Genomic DNA, 22,268 nt, shown 5'->3' with positions numbered 1-22,268 from the left:
TCCGGGAATGCCGGGCCGGCTCAGGCCAGCCGGCGTACCGCGGCGTCCACCCGCTCGTCGAGCGCGGTGAACGCGACCCGTACGAAGGACGCGCCCTTCGGCCCGTAGAACTCGCCCGGCGCGACCAGGATGCCCTGCTTGGCCAGGTCGCCGACGGTGTCCCAGCAGGACTCCCCCCGGGTGGCCCACAGGTAGAGGCTGGCCTCGCTGTGCTCGATGCGGAATCCGGCGGCCTCGAAGGCGGTCCGCAGCACGGCCCGCCGCCGGGCGTAGCGCTCCTTCTGCACCTCGGCGTGCTCGGTGTCGCCGAGCGCGGCGATCATCGCGGCCTGCACCGGCGCCGGGACGATCATGCCGGTGTGCTTGCGCACCCCCAGCAGCTCCTTGACGACGCCCGCGTCCCCGGCCAGGAACGCACCCCGGTACCCGGCGAAGTTCGAGCGCTTGGAGAGCGAGTGGACGGCGACCAGCCCGTCGTGGCTGCCACCGCACACGTCGGGGTGCAGGACCGAGACCGGGGCGGCGTCCCAGCCCAGCTCGATGTAGCACTCGTCGGAGACGACGAGGATGCCGTGCTCGCGCGCCCACTCCACGATGCGGCGCAGCTCAGCGGCGTCCAGCACCCGGCCGGTCGGGTTCGACGGCGTGTTGAGCCAGAGCAGCCGGACGCGCGCCGGGTCGAGATCGGCGACCGGGTCGGCGTACGTCACGGGCTCGGCGCGGGCGACGAGCGCCCCGATCTCGTACGTCGGGTAGGCCAGCTCCGGGTAGGCGACCTGGTCGCCCTCGCGCAGCCCCAGCAGCGTCGGCAGCCAGCCCACCAGCTCCTTGGAGCCGATCAGCGGCAGCACGTTCGCCGGCTGTGCGCCCGCGATGCCGAGCCGGTCCCGCAGGTACTCCGCGATGGCGTCCCGCAGCGGTCCGGTGCCGTACGTCAGCGGGTAGCCGGGGCTGTCCGCCGCCGCGGACAGCGCCCTGCGGATCACGGCCGGGACCGGGTCCACGGGGGTGCCCACCGACAGGTCGACGATGCCGTCGGCGTGTGCGGCGGCCGCGGCCTTGTACGGCTCTAGCCGGTCCCAGGGGAAAACGGGGAGACGGTCGGAGACTGGCGCCACGCTGGTGCTCACTTTCCTGGACTGGAGAACGACACCGGTCCCGTACGGAAGCCTCCCCGTACGGGACCGAAGCGTCGTGCGGTCGTGATCAGCCGGGCTGGTTCTGCGGTTCCAGCGCGGCGATGAAGGGGTGGTCACGCTCGATCAGGCCGAGCTTCGAGGCGCCACCGGGCGATCCGAGCTCGTCGAAGAACTCCACATTCGCCTTGTAGTAGTCCTTCCACTCCTCCGGGGTGTCGTCCTCGTAGAAGATGGCCTCAACCGGGCAGACCGGCTCACAGGCGCCGCAGTCGACGCATTCGTCCGGGTGGATGTACAAGGACCTGGAGCCCTCGTAGATGCAGTCGACCGGGCACTCTTCGATACACGCCTTGTCCTTGACGTCGACACAAGGCTGCGCGATGACGTAGGTCACGCTGTCGTTCCTCCTCGGTAGGGCTCATCTCGCGCGGGAGCGCGGCGTCGTCGATGCCCGCCCCTAGTATCTCCGTTCCTGGGCATGAGACGAACAAGAGGGGCACTGATGACTATGGATTTTGCCGCCACAGGACGGCTCGTGGTCCGCATCAGCCCTGCTGACGTGGGAAAACGCGTGTCGGTACGGCGGGTACTGGAGATCGCTGACGGGCAGCCTACGTTCAGCGACACTCTCGGTGTTCTCGCATCGTGGGATCGCGGCGTGGTGTGCGTCACTCGGCGGGACGGCGAAACCGTCCGGATCGAGGAGTCCGCGCTGGTCGCAGGCAAAGTGGTGCCCCCCGCTCCGGTTCGCCGCAGCGCCCGGGCCGGCCCGGCGGAACTCCAGGAGGTGGCGTCGCGCGCCTGGCCGGCGACGGAGCAGGAACGGCTCGGCGAGTGGACGCTCCGGTCGACGGAGGAGCAGGTGCGCGGAGCGCTTCCCCGGAAGGGTGGTGGCGGGCGACGGGAGGGCTTCACCCGGCGCGCCAACTCCGTGCTCGCGCACGGTGACCCCCAGGTGCCGCTGGGCGAGGCGCTGGAGTTCGTCGTGCGCTGGTACGGCGAACGCGGCACGACGCCGTACCTCCAGATCCCCGACGACGCGCCGCTCGCCGCGGAGCTGGACCGCCGCGGCTGGCTCCGGGAGGCCGACACCCTGGTCCGCACCGCGCCCCTCGCCCCGCTCGCGGAACTGCCCGGCGCGGACGCCGTCACGCTGACCCGGGAGCCCGGGGATACCTGGCTCGCGTCGTACCACCGCACGGGTGACCTGGCGGAGCAGGCGCTCGCCGTCGTGCTCGGCGGGCCCTCCGTCTGGTTCGCCACCGCTCCCGGCGCGATCGGGCGCGGCGTGGTGGACGGCCGGTGGGCGCTGTTCGGGGCCGTCGAGGTCGAACCGGCGTTCCGGCGGCAGGGGCTCGCCACCGCGGTCATGGCCGCACTGGCCCGCCGGGCGGTCGAGGAGGGCGCGTCGTTCGGGTACCTCCAGGTCGAGGCGGACAACGACGCCGCGCGGGTGCTGTACGACCGGATGGGGTTCACCACCCACCACGGCTACCACTACCGCCGGCCGTCGCCGTGACGGGCCAGTGGCGTGAGCGCTTCGCGGAGGCGGCCCGCGAGGAGCGGCCCGACCTCGCGGAGCTGTGCCTGCTGATCGGCGCGGAGGCCGACCCGGAGTTCGGCCAGAACGGACTGGACGCGGCGCAGATCGAACTCGACCGGCTGGCCGGGATGCTGCCCTACGGCCTCGGGACGCCCGATGACTGGGCCCGCGCGCTGTCCGCGCTCCTCGGCGGCACCTGCGGCTTCGCCGGCCTGCCCGCCGACTACGGGCGGCTGGAGTCCTCGCTGCTGCACGAGGTGCTGCGGCGGCGGCGCGGTCTGCCGATCCTGCTGTCGGTGGTCTGGATCGAGGTCGGCCGGCGGGCCGGCGCGCCGGTGTACGGGGTGGCGCTGCCCGGCCACTTCGTCGTGGGGCTGGGTGATCCCGCCGGGCACTTCGTGCTCGCCGACCCGTTCCGCGGCGGCCGGGTGCTCACCTCCGACGACACCGAGCTGCTCGTCGCGGGTGCGACCGGCGCCCCGCTGACGCCGGGGATGCTGGTGCCCGCCGACCCGCTCGACATCGTGCTGCGGGTGCTCAACAACATCCGCGCCTGGGCGGCCGCCCGGCCGGAGGAGACCGGCGTGCAGCTGTGGGCCGTGGAACTCGCCCTGCTGCTCCCCCGGCACCCGGCCCGGCTGCGCTACGAGCGCGCCCAGCTCCTCGTGCGGCGGGGCGACTTCCTGCGGGGAGCGTCCGAGATGGAGGCCTACGCGGACATGCTGCACATCATCGACCCGCAGACCTCGGAGAGCATCCAGCGCCAGGCCAGATCGGCGCGCGCCCAGCTGAACTGAGACGCCACTTCGAGGAGGGAGTGGCTACAGCCAGCCCTTCTCGCGGGCGATGCGCACCGCTTCCGCCCGGTTGCGGGCGCCCGTCTTCTGGATCGCCGTCGAGAGGTAGTTGCGGACCGTGCCCTCGGACAGTCGCAGGCTCCGCGCGACCTCCGCGTTCACCGAACCGTCCGCCGCCGCCCGCAGCACGTCCCGCTCCCGGGCGGTCAGCGGGTCCGCCCCGTCGGCCAGGGCCGCCGCCGCGAGCGTCGGGTCGATGACGCGCTCCCCGCGCAGCACCCGCCGCACCGCGTCGGCCAGCTGGGACGCCGGGGCGTCCTTGACGAGGAACGCCTCGGCGCCGGACTCCATCGCGCGGCGCAGGTACCCGGGGCGGCCGAACGTCGTCACGATCACGATCCTGATGTCCGGCAGCGCCTGGCGCAGGCGCGCCGCCGCCTCGATCCCGGTCAGGCCGGGCATCTCGATGTCGAGCAGCGCCACGTCGGGCCGGTGCGCGCGGGCCGCCGCCAGCACCTCGTCGCCGCGGGCGACCTGGGCGACCACCTCGATGTCGTCCTCCAGGCCCAGCAGCGTGGCCAGCGCTTCCCGCACCATCGACTGGTCGTCGGCGAGGAGGACTCGTACGTTCCGCGCGGGGGGCTCGCCACTGGCCTGGGTCATACCGTCAGAGTAGGGCCGCTCCGCCGTCAGGCCGCCGCCGTGCCCTCGGCGTTCACGTGCGGCAGGACCCGGTCGAGCCAGCGCGGCATCCACCACGCGTGCCGGCCGAGCAGCGTCATGACCGCCGGCACCAGCAGGAGCCGGACGATGGTGGCGTCGATCAGCACGCTCACCGCCAGGCCCAGCCCCAGCATCTTGATCACGATGTTGTCGCTGAGGATGAACGCGGCGAAGACGCTCACCATGATCAGCGCGGCGCAGGTGATCACCCGGGCGGTGATCTCCAGACCGTGCGCGACGCTGCCCTTGCTGTCGCCGGTGCGCTCCCACGCCTCGTGCACCCGCGAGAGCAGGAACACCTCGTAGTCCATGCTGAGCCCGAAGACGATGGCGAACATCATCATCGGGACGTAGCTCTCGATCGGGACCGTGCCGTTGACCCCGAGCGCCGGACCGCCCCAGCCCCACTGGAACACGGCGACCACCACCCCGTACGAGGCGGCGATCGACAGCAGGTTGAGCGCGGCGGCCTTGAGCGCGACCAGCAGACCGCGGAACACGGTCAGGATGATGAGGAAGGCCAGCCCCACCACCACCGCGATGATCAGCGGCAGCCGTGCGGAGATGAGGTCCAGGAAGTCCACCTGGGCGGCGGTCGTCCCGGTCAGGTACGCGGCGGCGGCGGTGCCCGAGACCGCCTTCGGCAGCACGTCGTCCGTGAGCCGGTTGGCGAGATCGGTGGTGCCCGCGTCCTGCGGGGCGGTCTGGGAGATCGCGGTGGAGATCAGCACCTGCCCGTTGCTGGTGGGCTGCGGGGGGCTGATGCTGGCCGCGCCGGGCACGCCGGTGAGCGCCTTCTGCACCGAGGTGGCCAGCGCCGCCCGGTCGGCGGCCGGAACGTCGGTCTGGTCGACCACGACGGTCAGCGGGCCGTTGGCACCGGGCCCGAAGCCCTCGCTGATCAGGTCGAACGCCCGCCGGTCGGTGAAGGAGGTCGGATCGGCGCCGTCGTCGATATGGCCGAGCCGGATCGACAGCAGCGGGATCGCCAGGATCGCGATCACCACCACCCCGCCGAGCAGGAACCACCAGGGGCGGCGTTCCACCCGCTGGGCGTACCGGTGCCAGCCGCCCTGCGCCTCGCCGTCGAGACCCTCGGTGCCCTCCGCGACGGCTTTGCGGACGGTGAAGCGGTCGATCCGGCGGCCGATCAGTCCGAGCAGCGCCGGGACCAGGGTGAGCGCGCCGATCACCGCCGTGACCACCGTCACGGCTGCCGCCACGCCCAGCTTGCCGATGAAGCCGACCCGCGACACGTACAGGCCGGCCAGCGCGACGATCACCGTGCAGCCGGAGACCAGGACCGCCCGGCCGCTGGTGGCCACGGCCCGGCCCGCCGCGGTGGGGGGATCGTCGCCGTCCATCACCAGCTGGCGGTAGCGGGTGATCAGGAACAGCGCGTAGTCGATGCCCACGCCGAGCCCGATCATCGTGGCCAGGGTCGGCGAGACGCTCGCGAAGGTGAAGGCGGCCGCCAGCAGGCTCAGGCAGCTCAGCCCGACGATCACCGCGATCAGCGCGCTGAGGAGCGGCAGGCCGGCGGCGATGGCGCTGCCGAAGCCCACCAGCAGGACGACCACCGCGACGGCGAACCCGATGGCCTCGCTGGTGAAGTCCTTGGTGTCGGGCCGGGCGGCCTCACCGAGGGGGCCGCCGTACTCGACGTCCACGCCCGCGGCCCGCAGCGGGGCGACCGCGCCGTCGACGTTGTCGATGAGGGACTCGCCCAGCGACGTGGGATTGCTGTCGAAGCGGACCGTGATGTAGCCGATCGTCCCGCTCTGGGAGATCGCGCCGGTCGGCGGTGCGGACGGCGAGGCCGACAGCGGACTCACCACGGAGGTCACGTGCGGGACCTTCTGCAGAGCGGTGACGGTCTGGTCGATCTGGTCCGAGACACCGGTCAGCGGGCCCTTGGAGTCGTGCAGGACCACCTGGCCGGCGGTGCCGCTGGAGGCCGGGGCGTTCTTCTGCAGCACCTGCTGGCCGGTGTTCGACTGGGTGCCCGGCAGCGAGAAGTCGTCCGAGTAGGTGCCGCCGACCGTGTTCTGCAGGACGTGCAGTCCGGCCAGGGCGACCAGCCAGACGATGATGACCACGACGAAATGCCGGGCGCACCACTCACCGAGCCTGCGCAACGCTCCCGCTCGCGCGGCGCCGGGCCCCGGGCCGGCGTTCGTGGCACGTGGTGAAGCCATGCGTTCTCCCTGGAACCTGGGATGCGAACGGCGATCGGCGATCGGCGACCTCGCGCCCGGCCGACGCGGTCCTCGGCGGGAGATAGGTAGCCGACGGAGCCCCGGGGGAAACCGGCGCACGGCCGAACGGGGGGTACCCCGCAGCCGCGCGCCAGGTCAGGCGAGAGGTGGGAGCGTCACCACGGGCGAGCGGCGCGGCACGCTCGCGCTGAGCGTGAAGCCGCCGGGGGCCGCCGGGCCGGTGGAGAGGCCGCCGCCCGCGAGCAGCAGGCGCTCCTCCAGCCCGGAGAGGCCGTTGCCGGGGCCGCCGGGACCGTCGGCGGGCCCGTGGCCGTTGTCCGTGACGGTGAGGACGAACGTGCCGGCGCCGCCGTCGGACCGCTCGGCGAGGGCGATCACGCAGCGGGTGGCGCCGCTGTGCCGGATGACGTTGGTGATCGCTTCGCGAAGTGCCCAGGCCAGCGCGGACTCGGTGTCCGGGGCGAGTGACGGCGGGGTCGGGCCGTCGGCCGGCGCGGCCGCGGTGGGCGGCAGCTCGACGGGGAACTCCGCGACGATCCCGGCGGCGGCCAGCGCGATGCGGGCGCCGGCCAGTTCGGTCGCCAGCGTCGGGCGGCGGTAGCCGCTCACCGCCTCCCGGACGTCGACGAGCGCCTGGCGGCTGACCTTCTCGATGTCGGCGACCTGCTGCGCGGCGTCCTCCGGCCGGTCCGGCAGCATCCGGCCGGCCAGCTCGCTCTTGAGCGTGATCAAGGACAGCGAGTGGCCGAGCAGATCGTGCAGATCGCGGGCGAGCCGCAGCCGCTCCTCGGTCGCGGCGAGCTGCGCCACGGTCTCCCGCGCCTCGCGCAGCGCGCGCATCGTCTGGACGAGGTGCCGGATGCCCACCATCGCGAACCCGCCGAGGAGGCAGGGGATCAGCAGTGCGGGAAAGAGGTCCCCCGCGGTGTCGACGAAGGAGCCGACGAGGGCGAGGGCGCCCGTGGTGGCCGGGATCAGCCAGCGGGACCACGTCGACGGCAGCACCGCCCCGCACACCACCGAGACGTAGACGAAGAGCACCAGCCAGGGCTTGCCCAGGGTGGCCGAGGTCACCAGCGCCAGAACGGCGAGGACGCCCAGCACCCAGTGGACCCAGCGCTCCTGCTCCTCGGTGTTGGTGCGCAGGAAGACCAGCGCCAGATAGGCGATGACGAAGCCCGCGAGGCCCAGCGAGGCCGGCACGACCACGACGGCCCCGTGGCCGCCGTGCACCAGATCGTCCAGCGGGGCGCCCAGGTAGAGCATCCAGATGGAGATCCACAGCAGCTTGACCACCGCCTGCCGGCGGTTGTCGGGCACGCGGCCCATGGAGGTGGAGTCCGCGGCCTCCAGTTCCTCGCGCCACGCGGCGCGGGCGCCGTCCGGACCGTTCACGGGCTTCACGATGTCACGCCTTCTGGGTGTCCTTGCGGTACAGGTAGGCCGCGCCGCCCGCGAAGACCAGCAGGTAGACCAGCAGGATCGCGATGTCCTTCAGGTGCGGGGCGTCGCCGAGCTCGACGGCCTGGCCGAGCGCCGCGTAGGGGCGGGCCGGCAGGTACTGCGCGATGTCCTGCATCCACTGCGGGAAGGACGAGAAGGGCACCCACAGGCCGCCGAGCAGCGCCAGCGCGAAGTAGGCGATCATCGAGATCGGCCGGGCGACGTCCGCGGACGCGACATAGCCGATGGCCACCCCGAGCGCCGCGAAGACGAAGCTGCCGGCCCAGCTGCACAGCAGGATCGCGATCCACTGCCAGGCGTCGAGCCGCACCTGCTTCACGGCAGCGCCGACGATCATGACGAGCAGGATCGACGGCAGGCTGATGGTGGCCGCCGAGGCGATCTTGGCGGTGACGTACCCCCGGCCGGGCAGCGCGGTCAGCCGCAACTGGCGCACCCAGCCCTTCTCGCGCTCCCGGGCGATCCGCTCGGCGTTGCCCATCAGGACGGCCGTCATGGCGCCGAACGCGGACATCGCGACCATGAAGTACGCGACCATCGACAGGTCGGTGCCGGGCACCTTCGACTCCGGATCGGTACCCGCCGTGATGATCAGGAAGAGCAGCGGCGGATAGATCACCGAGAAGAACATGAACTTCTTGTTGCGGAGGACGCGCAGGATCTCCAGCTTGATCAGGGTCTTCATCGCTCTTCCGCCCCCTCGGCGGACGCCGCGTCGGTGATGGCCAGGAACGCCTGCTCCAGGCCGAGCCCCGCGACTTCGAGGTTGCGGGGATAGAGCCCCAGGCCGTAGACCGCGTGCATCGTCGCGTCGGCGTCGTCGGAACGGATACGGACGGTGGCCCCCGACACCTCGACGCCCACCAGGTGCGGCAGCGCCCCGAGGGCCGGCTCGTCGATCGTCCCCTGGAGGTCGAAGGTGATCCGGCGGGCGCCGGCCCGTGCCTTGATCTCGGCCGCGGTGCCGTCGGCGATGAGCCGCCCGCGGTGCAGCACCAGGACGCGGTCCGCGATCGCGTCCGCCTCCTCCAGGTAGTGGGTGGCGAAGAGCACCGTGCGCCCCTCGTCGACCCGGCGGCGCATCGTCGCCCAGAACGCCTGTCGGGCGGTGACGTCCATCCCGACGGTCGGCTCGTCGAGCACGATCAGGTCGTTGTCGCCCGCGGTGGCGAGGGCGAAGCGGACCCGCTGCTCCTGGCCGCCGGAGAGCTTGTTGACCTTGCGCCCGGAGATGTCGGAGATGTCGGCGGTGGCCAGCACCTCGTCCACCGGGTAGGCGCGGGGGTGCAGCGCGCAGGCGAGGGAGATGATCTCCCGGACCGTCACGTCCTCCATGAGGCCGCCGCTCTGCAGCATCGCGCCGACCCGGCCCCGTGCGATGGCCTGCGCCGGGGTGGTGCCGAAGACCTCGACGGTGCCGGAGTCGGGGTTGCGCAGCCCGAGGAGCAGGTCCAGGGCCGAGGACTTGCCGGCCCCGTTGGGACCGAGCAGGGCCACGGTCTCGCCGGGGTGCAGGGTCAGGGTGAGGTCGGCGACGGCGTGCACAGGGCCGAAGCTCTTGTTCACGCCGCTGAACCCGACCACGGGTCCGCCGGTGGCGGGCCCGCCGGGCGCGGTCTGTACGGCTGGTGCGGTCATGGCATCAGCCTCGCGGAGCGGCGGGGCCTCCCGGCAGTGCCGGACCTCGTGTCTTCCGCATGACAGATGTCATGCGGACGACCCGCTCGAGGTGCTCGAGGTGCTACTTCACCACGTGCGGGATCACCACGGTCTTCTTCGACTGGTCCGGCGAGTTCAGCGCCGGCAGCATCGCGTCGGCGACGTCCTTCGGGGTGACGGCGGTCTTCATGCCGGTGTCCCGCAAGATCAGCTCGCCGTTGAACGCCTTGCCGTACAGGTCCTTGAGCACGGCCAGGTCGAAGGAGGGCTGGAGCTTGCCGTCCGCGTCCGCGACCATCGTCAGGAACTTGGGCAGCGACTTGTTCGGGCCGAACGGGACCTTGTGCGAGCCGTCGGTCTTCACGGTGACGGTCCCGGCCATCGCGGTCTTGCCGAAGCCGGCGATCGCCTCGTCGAGCTGCGCCTTGGTGACCTTGGGCTGCACCGTCGTGGAGGTCAGCTCCACCGGCTGGTCGCGGCCCGTCTCGGCGCGCGTCCGGTACGCCTCGATGATCTTCTTCATCGAGCTGTCGACGTCGACCGCCTGCCGGGGGGTGCCCGGTACGCCGACGGCCTTGCCGTTGACGAACTTCACCATGCCCTCGGAGCCGGATCCGCCGCCCGCCTGCTTGGACAGGTTCTGCAGCGCGGACTTCAGCTTCTCGTCGTCCTCGATCATCACCGGTTCCGCCGGCCGCGCCCCGCCGAGCAGCGAGCCGATCACCGAGACCGGGTTGTAGTCGGTGTGCGCGACGGAGCGGACGGTGGCCAGGTTGTCGATCGACAGGCCCGCCACGGAGGGCTTGAGCTCCAGCGTCCGGCCGCCGACCTTCACCTTGATCGGGGCGGTGACGCGGGAGCCGAGCTTCGCGTCGAGCGCCTTGACGGCCTCGTCACGGGACTTCCCGCCGATGTCGACGCCGAGGACGGTGGTGCCCTTGGGCACTTCCGCGTGGTTCATCAGCAGGCCCGCGCCGTAGGCGACGCCCGCGAGGAAGACCAGGAGGCCGCCTGTCAGGAGCACCTTGGAGCGGCCCTTGGGCGCCGGGGTGCTGTCCGCCTCGAAGCGGTACGAGTCCTCGCCCGCGGCCGGCGGCTTCGGTGTCCTGGGGCCGGCGGGCACCGTCGGGATACCGCTGACCAGCGTGTCACCCGACACCCGGCCACCGGGGGAACCGGGGGCCGCGGGAGCACCGGGGGCCGCGCCGGGAGCGGCCTGGCCCGCGAGCGGCAGCCGTGCCGCGCCGGTCACCGGGCCGGTGGTGGGTCCCGCCGGGCCCTGCGGGGACTGGCCCGCGGGCGGCTGGTAGGCGGGGAAGGGCGCGGTGCGGCCGCCCTCGCCGGGCGCTCCGCCCGGTCCGAACGGCGGGCCGTTGAACTCCGGGTCGGCGTAGCCGGGATTGGAGTAGGACGGGTCGCTGAACACGGGGTCCTGCGGCGTCAGCGGGTTGGTGCCGGGCCACGGGGTGTCGTCGCGGTTCGCGGACGCCGCTCCCGCGCCGCCCAGCGGGGTGCCCATCGGCGGCGCCAGGTACGGGCCCGCCGTCGGCTGCCCGCCGGCGTCGGGGCGGGGCCCCGGGCGGGGCTCCCGGCCGTCGTCGGGGAACTGCAGCTCCGAGAGGTTCATCGGCTGGGTGCCGTCCGGCGCCGGGGGCGGCGCCGCCGCGGAGGCCTTGCGGGGGGCGAACCAGTCGCTGGTCCGCTCCGCCCCGGGGGCCGCGTCCGGCTCGGGTTCCCCGGCCGGCTCGGCGGCCGGCCCGGGCGCCGGCACGGCGTTCCAACTGGACGCCGGACGGCCCGGGTCGGCCTCGCCGGACGGTGCCGGGGCCGGCGTGCGGTCCTCGACGGGGGTGCGCATGACCAGCGGCGGGATCGGCCGGGACCCGGGGATGTTGATCCGGATCCGGGTGGTCATCGTGGTCTCGGTCCTGGGCTCCTCGGCAGCCGGCGGTGCCGGTGCCTCGGGCGCGGCGTCGCCGTCCTGCGACCCCTCCTGCGGGTGCAGCGACGGAAACGGGCGGGTTCCGTACGGCGGAGTTCCCGACGGGTACGCGGCTCCGCCGCGCCCCCCCTGGTTCCCGGAGGACGAACTGTCAGTTTCACGACTCAAAGCAGGCTCTCCCGGTTAGCTTCGCCACCTCACGGCCATCCTCAGGCGGCTCGCCAGCGCGCACCACCATACTGGGCGACGCCGGAGCGATCCCCGTGACCGGGGAACGCTCGCCCCTCAGCAGACCATGGAGAGCGGGTCAGCCGCCAAGTCGGGCGCTATTAGCCACGGATGAGGGCAATTGCGGCAAAATGGAGCAGACCACTCCTGTCAGCACTCCCCCCAACAGGTAGATGTACGGGCCGATACCGGCCGCGAAGAGGAAGTCGCCCTCGGGCCTGGCGGAGCTCAGCAGCATCACGGTGACGATCCACACGGCGCCGGGAACCGCCACCCCCAACCGGGTGCCGGTGAGCTTCACCCCGCCGTAGAACAGCCCCGCGACGCCCGCCAGCGCGAGCAGCAGCCCGCCGGGGAACCAGCCGTCCTGGACGAGTGCGCCCGCTCCGCCGACCAGCGCGCCGAGCACCCCGAGCCCGAGGTACGACACGATCCGCGACGTGCGGCCCATCCCCGCCTCCGCGGCGGCACCCTTGCCCGCGCTCATCCCCGCACCCCGGCGAACAGGTCGTCCTCGCGTTCCGCGCCCGCGGTCCCGCGCACCAGCGTGTAGTACTCGGCGGCGAAGAGCGGCTGCCCGAGGTCGTTGGAGAGGGCGAAGAACGGGCCGTCCACGGCGATCTGGGTGACGTGCGCGCGCATCGCGGCGGCCTTGCGCTCCCCGTAGCCGGTCCCGTCGATCGCGGCCGTCACCTGTGCGTCGTCCACCACACCCGGTACGTCGTCGGGCGAGGCGATCCCCTCGAAGGGGCCGCCCTCGCTGCTGAGAAGGGCCTTCCCGGCCGCCTGGAGAGCGGCGAAGCCCTCCTCGATCACGGAACGCGGCACGCAGTTCCAGTAGATCTTCTCGATGCCGAACCCCTCGGCCTCGGCCAGCTCCGCCGCCCGCATCGCGACGCGGTGCGCCTGGATGTGGTCGGGGTGCCCGTAGCCGCCGTCCGGGTCGTAGGCGACCAGGACCTGCGGCCGGATCTCGCGGATGACGTCCACGAGATGGCCGGCGGCCTCGTCCAGGTCGGCCCGCCAGAAGCAGTCCGGGTTCTCGTTCTGGACGACGCCCATCATCCCCGAGTCGCGGTAACGGCCGGGCCCGCCCAGGAAGCGGTGATCGGTGACACCCAGTTCCCTCATCGCGTCGGCGAGTTCTCCGATGCGATGCCGGCCGAGGGTGTCGTCCCGGTCCGCGGCCAGGTGCGCGAGATCGGTCGGGATGACCTCGCCCTCCTCGCCGAGAGTGCAGGTCACGAGCGTGACCTGGGCACCCTCTGCCGCGTACTTGGCCATCGTCGCGCCATTGTTGATCGACTCGTCGTCCGGGTGGGCGTGGACGAGCAGCAGTCGCCGGGGAGGGAGATCGCTCATGGAGAGAGCGTAAGCCTCAGAACTTGAAGCCCCCGATCATGCCCGCGACACTCGTCGTGAACTGCTGGATCGTCGGGGCCGCGGAAGAGCTCGCCAGGTAGAAGCCGAGCAGGACACAGACCACCGCGTGACCGCCTTTGAGCCCAGACTTCTTGACCAGCAGGGCCACGACGATCAGCAGCAGCAGCACCGCCGAAATCGAAAGCGCCACAACGGCTCACCTCCCAGGTACGCAGGGGCACGACGACACTTGCCAGTTGCTACTAACCCTTACCCACACAGGGCGACTGATCATAACTTTCCGTGCCACCGCATATCTCGGTGCACAGAAGCACGCGGGGGCGCATAGCCGGTTTTTCGCCAGACCCGGTGAGCCCCTCGTACGGGCCCCTAGGTTGATGCCATGACTGAAGAGCTCTCGTTTCCCCGTCAGCACGCCCGCACCCAGCGCTTCACCCTGGGCTCGCCCCGGGCGTTCACCGTCTCGCCGGACGGGGAGCGCGTGGTGTTCCTGCGGTCCCGGTCCGGGACCGACGCGTCGAACCTGCTGTGGGTCCTGGACCCCGCATCGGGTCAGGAGCGGATCGCCGCCGATCCGGCGGCGCTGCTGGCGGGGGCCGGCGAGGAGCTCTCCGCGCAGGAGCGGGCGCGCCGCGAGCGCAGCCGTGAGGGGTCGTCGGGGGTGGTCGGCTACGCGGTGGACCAGGCCGTGGATCTGGCGGCGTTCGCGCTCTCCGGGCGGCTGTTCGTGGCGGAGCTGCGGGCCGGGACGGCGCGCGAGCTGTCCACCGCGGGGCCCGTCGTCGACCCCCGGCCGTCGCCCGACGGCCGCCGGGTCGCGTACGTGGCGGAGGGGGCGCTCCGGGTCGTCGACGCCGACGGCGGCAACGACCGGCCGCTCGCGGAGCCGGACGGCGACGAGGTGACGTGGGGGCTGGCGGAGTTCATCGCGCAGGAGGAGATGTCCCGCAGCCGCGGCTTCTGGTGGTCGCCGGACGGTGAGCGGCTGCTGGCCGCCCGGGTCGACGAGTCCCCCGTGCAGCGCTGGTGGATCGCCGACCCGGCGCACCCGGACCGCCGGCCGGCCGAGATCGCCTACCCGGCGGCCGGGACGGCCAACGCCGTGGTGACCCTGGCGCTGGTCGGCCTCGACGGCTCCCGGGTGGACGTGGAGTGGGACCGGGAGGGCTACCCGTACCTCGCGCAGGTGCACTGGTCGGCGGTCGGCCCGCCCGTCCTGCTCGTCCAGGCCCGTGACCAGCGCAGTCAGCTCTTCCTCAGCGTCGACCTCGGCTCCGGCCACACCCACCCGGTGCACGCGGAGGAAGATCAGGATTGGCTTGATCTTTTCGCTGGGGTGCCGGCCTGGACGCCGAGCGGGAAGCTGGTCCGGATCGCGGAGGAGGCGGGGGCGCGCGTCCTGGTCGTCGGCGACCGGCCGCTGACCGGCGCACAGCTGCACATCCGGGCGGTGCTCGACATCGCCGCGGACGACGTACTCGTCTCCGCGTCGGCCGGCGCCACGGCGGAGCACCCCGAGATCGGGGAGATCCACGTGTACCGGGTGGGCGAACACGGCGTCGCCCGGGTGTCGGACGAGCCGGGCGTGCACTCCGCGGTCCGCTCCGGGGCGCTGACGGTGCTCTCCTCCGCGACGCTGGAGACCGCCGGCGCCCGGGTACGGGTCCTGCGGGACGACAAGCCCGCCGGCGTCATCACCTCGCACGCCCAGCAGCCGGCGCTGCGGGCGGCCGTCCGGCTGACCGAGGCGGGAGAGCGCCGGATCCCGGCGGCGGTCCTGCTGCCGACCGGCTACCGGGAGGGCGACGGTCCGCTGCCCGTCCTGATGGACCCCTACGGCGGCCCGCACGGCCAGCGCGTGGTCTCCGCGCACAACGCCCACCTGGTCTCCCAGTGGTTCGCCGACCAGGGCTTCGCGGTGATCGTCGCGGACGGCCGCGGCACCCCCGGCCGCTCCCCCGCCTGGGAGAAGTCCGTCGTCCGCGATCTCGCCGCGGTGACGCTGAACGACCAGGTCGAGGCGTTGCACGCGCTGGCCGGTTCGTACCCGCTGGACCTGGACCGGGTCGGCATCCGCGGCTGGTCGTACGGCGGTTACCTCGCCGCGCTCGCCGTGCTGCGCCGCCCCGACGTCTTCCACGCGGGGGTCGTCGGCGCGCCCGTCACCGATCTGCGGCTGTACGACACGCACTACCAGGAGCGCTACCTCGGCCACCCGGACGAGCAGCCCGAGGTGTACGCCCGCAACTCCGTCGTCACCGACGAGGGGTTGTCGGGCGCGGCGGACCAGGCCCGGCCGATGATGATCATCCACGGCCTCGCGGACGACAACGTCCTGGTGGCGCACTCGCTGCGGCTGTCCTCCGCGCTGCTGGCGGCCGGCCGGCCGCACGAGGTGCTGCCGCTCTCCGGGGTCACGCACATGACCCCGCAGGAGGAGGTCGCGGAGAACCTGCTGCTGCTCCAGGTGGCGTTCCTCAAGCGGACGCTGGGCGTCGCGTAACCCCGCCCCTGGCACCGTGCCCGGCCCGCGCCCGCGGCGCCGCCCCTACCAACCGGGCGGTGACTGCGGGCGCGGTGGCGCGTTCGGCGGGTACTCCGGCGGCAGCGGCGGCGGGCTGCCGAACGGCGACCGGCCGTACGGGGCGTCGTTGTACGGGGCGGGGGCGGGCGGTGTCCCCCAGGCGCCGTACTGGCCGCCCGGCGCCCCCCAGGCACCCGGCACCGGCGGGCGCTGTCTGCCGCGCAGGGCGAGGAGCACGATGACCACGAGCCCCCCGGCGGCCTCCGCGAGGGAGGTGAGCTGCTGCAGTATGTCGGGCGTCCCGATGTCGTCGAACTCGAAGAGCAGCTCCTGCTTGGCGTAGACGTTCAGCGTGTAGACCGCGTACGCGGCCAGCACCCAGCCGAGCACGATGCCCAGCGGGCGCGCCATCGGCTTCCTGGCGAACGCCTGCACCGCGGCGACCATGCACAGCACGGCCGTTGACCAGTCGATCCAGAAACCCGGCGGGGCGAGCAGGACCCCGGACGGCCGCTGCCCGCTGAACTGGCGCCAGTACGAGAAGGGCCCCATCCGCTCCGAGGTGAACCGGTCGATGTAGTACGCCTCCCAGGCGACGGCCGCCAGCGCGAAGAGCGTCAGCAGCAGCCCTGCGAACACCGCGGGACCGGAACGCGGCGGGGCGGGCGGTTCGCCGTCGGCCGGCGAGACCGCCGGGCGGCGGCCGGCGGCCGCGATGACGATGAGCGCCACGGACGCGATGACGGCGCCGAGCGCGGTGTACAGCGCCCGGTCCCGCAGCGGCAGCCCCTCGGTGATGTCCTCGTTCATGATCCACAGCAGTGGGAGCCGGTAGAAGAACGTGAGCAGACCGACCGTCACGAAGGCGCCGGCGGCCGCCGGCTTCGTGACGGCCACCAGCGCGCCCAGATAGACGACCAGCAGAATCAGGTCCGTGATGGAGGTACCGAGGGGCGCGTGCCCCTGACCGGCGAATATCCGACCGATCCAGGTCAGAAATGTGTCTTTGACGCCCGCATTGCCGATGTCACGGGCGATCCAAATGATCTCTGTAGCAATAAGGACAACAAGAATGATCCCGCCCGCGACTCGCGCTCCCCGCGCAAGCACATTGCCCTGATACAAGGCCATCTCCCCCCAGGCACACCGTTCCCATAGATATACCCGCACATCAAGGAGGGGAACAGCCTTTCCCCGAATGCCGTCGAACGGTTCCGGTGATCACCTCGGGCCGGGACGCCCTTTCGGCCGTACGCTGTCCAGAGTGCTACGTCCGTATATCGGTGTGGCGACAGTCAAGTTGCCGACGTGTAAAAGAGATTGGTCCCGGTTCGCCCATAATTGCCTCAGGCAAACGGAGCTTGTCAAGCACGCGGGCGCGGCAATCTGCAAAATCTTCACTCAAGAAGCACGCCTCAAGAATTTCTCCCCCCGTCGCCCTCTTGACTGGACGATGAATCCATTGCCAAAGTCCGCTCAACCCGTGACGCACTTCACCGTCGCGCAAACAGACTCTTGGTGCGGGGGCATTCGTAATGACGAGTCCAACCCAAGCTGCCGGCGTGCAGCCCGATCCGGCTCCGGCCGATGGGGTTGAAACGACGGCTGACAGAACCACGGTGGCGCGCGAGTTCGTCGGACGCTCCCCAGGTCAGCTTGCCTGGATCCGCTTCAAACGTGACCGCAGCGGCATCGCGTGCGCCGTGGTGGTCCTCGGCTTCATCCTCGTGGCGGCGGCTGCTCCCCTGATCGCCAAGCTGTACGGCAAGAACCCGTACGACCTGTACGGGCAGGACCAGGGCCTGCTGAACAGCTACGGCCTGCCGCTCAAGCCGAACGGCGGCGTGGACGGCAGCTTCTGGTTCGGCATCGAACCGCAGCTGGGCCGCGACGTCTTCACCCTGCTGATCTACGGCATCCGTACGTCATTGATCATCGCAGCCTGTGTGACGGTCGCGTCGGTCGTGGTCGGCGTCCTCATCGGCCTCCTGCAGGGCTACCTCGGCGGCCGGTCGGACTACACCATCGGCCGGGTCTCGGACTTCTTCCTGGCCTTCCCCAGCCAGCTGTTCTTCATCGTCTTCACCCCGGTCGTGGTCTCCCTGTTCGTCACGACCAATGAGGAAGAACCCACCTACGTCAGGTTCTTCGCATTGATCATCGTCCAGTCGGTCCTCGGCTGGATGAGCATCGGGCGGCTGGTACGAGCGCAGGTCCTCTCACTGCGTGAACGCGAGTTCGTAGAAGCGGCGCGGATCAGCGGTGCCTCCTCCTGGCGGATCATCCGCAAGGAACTGCTGCCGAACATCTGGAGCACGATTCTCGTCCAATCGACGCTGCTGCTCCCGGTTTACGTCACCACGGAGGCAGGCCTTTCCTTCCTCGGTGTCGGCATTCTCCCGCCCACGCCGGACTGGGGCCTCATGTTCCAGACCGCCGCGAACTACTACGAGAACGACGTCACGTTCATGTTCTTCCCCGGCATCGCGATGGTTCTCTTCGTGGTCGCCTTCAACCTGCTCGGGGATTCGGTCCGGGACGCGCTCGATCCCAAGACCATTCGTTGATCGTCCAGGTCGTCGGACCGGACCGCACCCGCGGAAACCGGCACGTCGGCATCGGTGGCAGTTCCGTTCTGTGACAGGCAGGAATCCATGAGATCTCGCAAGGCTCGCTTCGCCTCCGCGTGCATGGCGGTGGGGGCTCTGACGCTCGCTGCGGCGTGCAGCAGCGGCAGTAGCAATGACACCGGAAGCAAGGACGGCACCAGCGGCACGAAGGCCACCGCGTCGAACTTCGGGCTCGGTACCGCCGCCGACTCCACCGGCCCCGCGCCCGAGATCGACGGCGCCAAGAAGGGCGGCACGGTCCATGACCTGGAGCAGGACGGCTTCGACTACCTCGACCCGGGCCAGCAGTACGTCAGCGACCAGATGTCGGTCTCGCTGCTCTACAACCGCACGCTGACCGGTTACAAGATCGACGCCAAGACGAAGAAGACCGTCCTGGTGGGTGACCTGGCCACCGACACCGGTGTCCTGTCGGACGGCGCCAAGACCTGGACGTACAAGCTCAAGAGCGGCCTGAAGTTCGAGGACGGGACCCCGATCACGTCCAAGGACGTGAAGTACGGCATCGAGCGGCTCTTCGCCGGATACCAGACGCAGGGGCCGCAGTACGTACAGAAGTGGCTTCTCGGCCCCGACTACCGCAAGGCCTACACCGGCCCGTACGAGGGCAAGGAGCTCCCCGCGAGCGTCCTGGACGCCCCGGACGACTCGACGCTGGTCTTCCACTTCAAGGAAGCGCACCCGGACGCCCCGTACGCCATGGCGATGCCGAACATCTCGCCGGTACCGAAAGCCAAGGACGACAAGGACAAGTACAACAACCACCCGGTCTCCTCGGGCCCGTACAAGATCGCCAGCTACAAGGCGGGCAAGTCGCTGGTCTTCGTCCGGAACACCAACTGGGACCCGAAGACCGACCCGATCCGCAACGCCTACCCGGACAGCTGGAACTTCTCGCTGGGTATCGCGCAGCCTGGTCTCACCGACCGCCTGATGGCCGGCTCCGGCGACGACCGGACCGGTATCGACCTGTCCGGCGCCGCGGCACCGGAGAAGATGCAGACCCTGTCGACGAACCCGCAGTACAAGGCGCGGACGGTCAACGAGTACCAGCCATACGTCGAGGTCCTGAACATCAACACCAAGCGGATCACCGACGCCAAGGTTCGTCAGGCCATCGCGTACGCGTTCCCGATGACCCAGGTGCAGACCGCGTTCGGCGGCGCCGCCCAGGGCGAGCTCGGCACCACGCTCATCAGCCCGACGGTCGCCGGCTGGAAGGCGTTCGACCCGTTCGGCAAGCTCTCCGCGCCGACCGGTGACATCGAGAAGGCCAAGCAGCTGCTGAAGGAGGCCGGACAGGAGCACCCGAAGCTGTCCTACGCCTACTCCAACACCACGCGCTGGCAGAACATCTCGCTGATCGTCGCCAACTCGCTGCAGAAGGCGGGCTTCCAGGTCACCCGTAAGGCGATCGACCCGACCAGCTACTACACGGTCGTCGGCAAGGTCGACACCCCGTACGACCTGTACCGCACCGGTTGGGGCGCCGACTGGCCGAACGCCTCCACCGTGGTCCCGCCGACCCTGGACGGCCGCAACCTGGCGGACGGCACCAACAACTACTCGTTCCTCAACGACCCGAAGGTCAACTCCGAGATCGACCGGATCCAGCAGATCACCGATCTCACCAAGCAGGCCGACGAGTGGCGCACTCTGTCGGAGTACGTCCTGAAGACCGACACCTCCCAGGTGCCGTTCCTCTTCGACAAGTTCTTCGGCGTCTACGGCGAGGGCCTTGGCGGCATCACCTACAACCAGGTGGTCGGCGTCATCAACCCCAGCACCGTCTTCGTCAAGTAGTCCCAGCGCATGGCGCCGGCCCCGGTCTCACCACCGGGGCCGGCCGCCCCGACTGAACCGCGCGGCGCCGCCGGTCGCGCCCCTACGGAAGAGCTTGTCCGATGCTCCGTTTCCTCGTTCGACGTGTACTCGGTGCCGCCGTCATCCTCCTGGCCATCAGCGCTGTCACGTACTTTCTCTTCTTCGTTCTTCCCACGGATCCGGCCATGCTCTCCTGCGGAAAGCAGTGCGACCCGCAGAACGTCGCCCAGATCCGCAAGAACCTGGGCCTGGACCAACCGGTCTACCTGCAGTACTGGCACTACATGAAGGGCATCGTCGTAGGACGGTCCTTCGAGATCGGCCCCTGCCCGGCCCCCTGCTTCGGCTACTCCTTCGCCGACCGCCAGCCGATCTGGCCCACGCTCACCGACCGCTTCCCGACGACCCTGTCGCTGGCCATCGGCGGAGCGGCCACCTTCCTCACCGTCGGTGTCGGCCTGGGCCTGCTCTCCGCCTGGCAGCAGGGCAAGACCTTCGACCGCATCGCCAGCTCCATCTCGCTGGTGGGCAACTCGGTCCAGATCTACTTCATCGGCCCGCTGGCCATCCTGCTGTTCTCCACCAACCTCGGATGGCTGAACCGCGGCCATGACCCCGACTGGACATCGGACCCCGTGGGTTCGGTCACCGGTCTGATCCTGCCCTGCCTGATCATGTCGGTGATCTTCTGGTCCAACTACAGCCGCCAGACCCGGTCGCTGATGGTGGAGCAGATGTCGGAGGACCATGTCAGGACCGCCCGCGCCAAGGGCATGTCCTCGCGCTACGTCTTCTTCAGATACGCGATGCGCGGCACCGCGGCCTCCATCATCACCATCTTCGGTATCGACCTCGGATCGGTGCTCGGCGGCGCGATCATCACCGAGGCCACCTTCGGGCTGCACGGTTTCGGAACGCTCTCCGTGGCTGCCGTGCTGCAGGCCAACCTCCCGCTGGAGATGGCCGTGATGCTGGTCGGTGCCACCGCCATCGTGCTGTCGAACATCGTCGTCGACGCCTGTTACGCCCTCATCGACCCGCGGATCCGGCTCGCATGACCGCCGTGAGCCGTCGCCGCCCCGAACGCCGCACGACCCGGCAGGAGAACCGTCCGTGACCATCCTCACCAAGGCCGAGGCGGAGCCCGCACGCGAGGTCCCCCCGCCTTTCCTCTCGGTCCGCGACCTGTACGTCCAGTTCGCCACCGAGGACGGCGTCGTCAAGGCCGTCGACGGGCTGTCCTTCGATCTGGAACGCGGCAAAACCCTGGGCATCGTGGGTGAGTCGGGCTCCGGCAAGTCCGTCACCAACATGGCGGTCCTGGGTCTGCACAACCCGCGCAACACCACCGTCAGAGGCTCGATCACCCTCGACGGCCAGGAGCTGACCGGAGCCTCCGAGCACACGCTGGAGAAGCTCCGCGGCAAGAAGATGGCCATGATCTTCCAGGACTCGCTGACCGCGCTCTCGCCGTACTACACCATCGGCCGGCAGATCGCCGAGCCCTACATGAAGCACATGGGCGCCTCCCGGAAGGCGGCCCGCGCGCGGGCCGTCGAGATGCTGGACAAGGTCGGCATCCCGCAGGCCAGAACCCGGGTGGACGACTACCCGCACCAGTTCTCGGGCGGCATGCGGCAGCGCGCGATGATCGCCATGTCGCTGGTCTGCGATCCCGCCCTGATCATCGCCGACGAGCCGACGACCGCGCTGGATGTCACCGTGCAGGCGCAGATCCTCGACCTGCTCAAGGAACTCCAGCGCGAGACCGGCACCGCGATCATCCTGATCACCCACGACCTGGGTGTGATCGCCAGCACCGCCGACGACGTGGTCGTCATGTACGCGGGACGCGCGGTGGAGCGCGGCACCGTCCGCGAGATCCTCAAAGAACCCCAGCACCCCTACGCCTGGGGCCTGCTGGGCTCCATTCCCCGGCTGTCCGCCTCGGTGGACGTACCGCTGTCGCCCATCCCGGGCAGCCCGCCCAGCCTGCTCGACCCGCCGTCCGGCTGCCCCTTCCACCCACGCTGCGCCTTCACGGAGCAGGTCGGCGGAGACCGGTGCTCGCAGGAGCGGCCGGAGATCCCGGAGGGCGAGCGCCGCGGCGCGGCCTGCCATCTCCCGGCGGATCAGAAGCAGAGCATCTTCATCGAGCAGATCCAGCCGCGGCTGCGCTGATCACGAGTCGAG

General features: G+C 70.9%; 19 protein-coding genes. 7 read left to right on the top strand and 12 right to left on the bottom strand.

The features are described 5' to 3' along the window. Positions 1-20: 20 nt before the first annotated feature. Positions 21-1,118 (bottom strand): succinyldiaminopimelate transaminase, encoded by a 1,098-nt coding sequence (dapC, locus tag O3X23_RS11790; RefSeq protein ID WP_269271250.1) that lies wholly within the window; start codon positions 1,116-1,118, stop codon positions 21-23. Between the two features lie 88 nt (positions 1,119-1,206). Next, positions 1,207-1,533, bottom strand: a complete 327-nt coding sequence (gene fdxA, locus O3X23_RS11785; protein WP_138351014.1) for a ferredoxin — start codon at positions 1,531-1,533, stop codon at positions 1,207-1,209. Between the two features lie 114 nt (positions 1,534-1,647). Between fdxA and O3X23_RS11780 the strand changes: the two genes are divergently transcribed. After that, positions 1,648-2,658: a GNAT family N-acetyltransferase gene (locus O3X23_RS11780; protein ID WP_269271372.1), complete on the top strand. Its 1,011-nt coding sequence runs from the start codon at positions 1,648-1,650 to the stop codon at positions 2,656-2,658. Beyond that, positions 2,655-3,479, top strand: coding sequence for a transglutaminase-like domain-containing protein (locus tag O3X23_RS11775; RefSeq protein ID WP_269271249.1), 825 nt, complete (start codon positions 2,655-2,657; stop codon positions 3,477-3,479). Before O3X23_RS11780 ends, O3X23_RS11775 begins: the two co-directional genes overlap by 4 nt. Before the next feature lie 24 nt (positions 3,480-3,503). Here O3X23_RS11775 and O3X23_RS11770 read toward each other — a convergent pair whose 3' ends face one another. The 9 genes from O3X23_RS11770 to O3X23_RS11730 all read right to left on the bottom strand — a co-directional run bounded on the left by O3X23_RS11770 (position 3,504) and on the right by O3X23_RS11730 (position 13,287). Beyond that, positions 3,504-4,142 carry a response regulator transcription factor gene (locus O3X23_RS11770; RefSeq protein WP_269271248.1) on the bottom strand — a complete coding sequence of 213 codons (639 nt, stop codon included), beginning with the start codon at positions 4,140-4,142 and terminating at the stop codon, positions 3,504-3,506. A gap of 26 nt (positions 4,143-4,168) precedes the next feature. Beyond that, positions 4,169-6,400, bottom strand: coding sequence for an MMPL family transporter (locus O3X23_RS11765; protein ID WP_269271247.1), 2,232 nt, complete (start codon positions 6,398-6,400; stop codon positions 4,169-4,171). A 156-nt stretch (positions 6,401-6,556) separates the two neighbouring features. Further along, positions 6,557-7,750, bottom strand: coding sequence for a sensor histidine kinase (locus O3X23_RS11760; RefSeq protein WP_269271371.1), 1,194 nt, complete (start codon positions 7,748-7,750; stop codon positions 6,557-6,559). Between the two features lie 79 nt (positions 7,751-7,829). Beyond that, positions 7,830-8,570, bottom strand: a complete 741-nt coding sequence (locus O3X23_RS11755; RefSeq protein ID WP_269271246.1) for an ABC transporter permease — start codon at positions 8,568-8,570, stop codon at positions 7,830-7,832. After that, on the bottom strand, positions 8,567-9,523 hold the full coding sequence (locus tag O3X23_RS11750) for an ABC transporter ATP-binding protein (protein WP_269271245.1): 957 nt from the start codon (positions 9,521-9,523) through the stop codon (positions 8,567-8,569). Before O3X23_RS11750 ends, O3X23_RS11755 begins: the two co-directional genes overlap by 4 nt. 103 nt (positions 9,524-9,626) lie before the next feature. Then, the gene (locus O3X23_RS11745) at positions 9,627-11,654 is read right to left on the bottom strand and encodes a hypothetical protein (protein WP_443047827.1); all 2,028 of its coding nucleotides are present in this window, start codon (positions 11,652-11,654) and stop codon (positions 9,627-9,629) included. A gap of 139 nt (positions 11,655-11,793) precedes the next feature. Further along, the gene (locus O3X23_RS11740; RefSeq protein ID WP_269271243.1) at positions 11,794-12,201 is read right to left on the bottom strand and encodes a DUF6113 family protein; all 408 of its coding nucleotides are present in this window, start codon (positions 12,199-12,201) and stop codon (positions 11,794-11,796) included. Beyond that, positions 12,198-13,076 carry an N-acetyl-1-D-myo-inositol-2-amino-2-deoxy-alpha-D-glucopyranoside deacetylase gene (mshB, locus tag O3X23_RS11735; protein WP_269271242.1) on the bottom strand — a complete coding sequence of 293 codons (879 nt, stop codon included), beginning with the start codon at positions 13,074-13,076 and terminating at the stop codon, positions 12,198-12,200. The genes O3X23_RS11740 and mshB overlap by 4 nt, the downstream gene beginning before the upstream one ends. 16 nt (positions 13,077-13,092) lie before the next feature. Next, entirely contained in the window at positions 13,093-13,287 is a 195-nt protein-coding gene (locus tag O3X23_RS11730) for a hypothetical protein (protein WP_269271241.1), read from the bottom strand. 192 nt (positions 13,288-13,479) lie between these two features. On the opposite strand from O3X23_RS11730, the gene O3X23_RS11725 reads away from it, so the two are divergent. After that, a complete protein-coding gene (locus tag O3X23_RS11725) occupies positions 13,480-15,600 on the top strand; it encodes a S9 family peptidase (RefSeq protein ID WP_269271240.1) in 2,121 nt (706 codons plus the stop codon). 45 nt (positions 15,601-15,645) lie between these two features. On the opposite strand, the gene O3X23_RS11720 is transcribed toward O3X23_RS11725, so the two are convergent. Further along, a complete protein-coding gene (locus O3X23_RS11720) occupies positions 15,646-16,746 on the bottom strand; it encodes a hypothetical protein (RefSeq protein ID WP_269271239.1) in 1,101 nt (366 codons plus the stop codon). 410 nt (positions 16,747-17,156) lie between these two features. Between O3X23_RS11720 and O3X23_RS11715 the strand changes: the two genes are divergently transcribed. The 4 genes from O3X23_RS11715 (at position 17,157) to O3X23_RS11700 (ending at position 22,256) form a co-directional block, all read left to right on the top strand. After that, the gene (locus tag O3X23_RS11715; RefSeq protein ID WP_269271238.1) at positions 17,157-18,188 is read left to right on the top strand and encodes an ABC transporter permease; all 1,032 of its coding nucleotides are present in this window, start codon (positions 17,157-17,159) and stop codon (positions 18,186-18,188) included. A gap of 87 nt (positions 18,189-18,275) precedes the next feature. Beyond that, entirely contained in the window at positions 18,276-20,054 is a 1,779-nt protein-coding gene (locus O3X23_RS11710) for an ABC transporter substrate-binding protein (RefSeq protein ID WP_269271237.1), read from the top strand. Between the two features lie 101 nt (positions 20,055-20,155). Then, the gene (locus O3X23_RS11705) at positions 20,156-21,133 is read left to right on the top strand and encodes an ABC transporter permease (RefSeq protein WP_269271236.1); all 978 of its coding nucleotides are present in this window, start codon (positions 20,156-20,158) and stop codon (positions 21,131-21,133) included. 55 nt (positions 21,134-21,188) lie between these two features. After that, on the top strand, positions 21,189-22,256 hold the full coding sequence (locus O3X23_RS11700; protein WP_269271235.1) for an ABC transporter ATP-binding protein: 1,068 nt from the start codon (positions 21,189-21,191) through the stop codon (positions 22,254-22,256). Positions 22,257-22,268: the final 12 nt, after the last annotated feature.

It is taken from the genome of Streptomyces sp. H39-S7 (assembly GCF_027158205.1).
In the GTDB taxonomy this organism is placed as follows: domain Bacteria; phylum Actinomycetota; class Actinomycetes; order Streptomycetales; family Streptomycetaceae; genus Actinacidiphila.
The sequence above is the reverse complement of the archived record's forward strand: the minus strand, read 5'-3'. Positions and strand labels throughout refer to the sequence as shown.

Bases quoted from the DNA above. Each gene is read 5' to 3' on its own strand.
- O3X23_RS11780 (WP_269271372.1), top strand. From the start codon at position 1,648: ATGGATTTTGCCGCCACAGGACGGCTCGTGGTCCGCATCAGCCCTGCT.
- O3X23_RS11770 (WP_269271248.1), bottom strand. From the start codon at position 4,142: ATGACCCAGGCCAGTGGCGAGCCCCCCGCGCGGAACGTACGAGTCCTC.
- O3X23_RS11765 (WP_269271247.1), bottom strand. From the start codon at position 6,400: ATGGCTTCACCACGTGCCACGAACGCCGGCCCGGGGCCCGGCGCCGCG.
- O3X23_RS11760 (WP_269271371.1), bottom strand. From the start codon at position 7,750: ATGGGCCGCGTGCCCGACAACCGCCGGCAGGCGGTGGTCAAGCTGCTG.
- O3X23_RS11755 (WP_269271246.1), bottom strand. From the start codon at position 8,570: ATGAAGACCCTGATCAAGCTGGAGATCCTGCGCGTCCTCCGCAACAAG.
- O3X23_RS11750 (WP_269271245.1), bottom strand. From the start codon at position 9,523: ATGACCGCACCAGCCGTACAGACCGCGCCCGGCGGGCCCGCCACCGGC.
- O3X23_RS11740 (WP_269271243.1), bottom strand. From the start codon at position 12,201: ATGAGCGCGGGCAAGGGTGCCGCCGCGGAGGCGGGGATGGGCCGCACG.
- mshB (WP_269271242.1), bottom strand. From the start codon at position 13,076: ATGAGCGATCTCCCTCCCCGGCGACTGCTGCTCGTCCACGCCCACCCG.
- O3X23_RS11725 (WP_269271240.1), top strand. From the start codon at position 13,480: ATGACTGAAGAGCTCTCGTTTCCCCGTCAGCACGCCCGCACCCAGCGC.
- O3X23_RS11715 (WP_269271238.1), top strand. From the start codon at position 17,157: ATGACGAGTCCAACCCAAGCTGCCGGCGTGCAGCCCGATCCGGCTCCG.
- O3X23_RS11710 (WP_269271237.1), top strand. From the start codon at position 18,276: ATGAGATCTCGCAAGGCTCGCTTCGCCTCCGCGTGCATGGCGGTGGGG.
- O3X23_RS11705 (WP_269271236.1), top strand. From the start codon at position 20,156: ATGCTCCGTTTCCTCGTTCGACGTGTACTCGGTGCCGCCGTCATCCTC.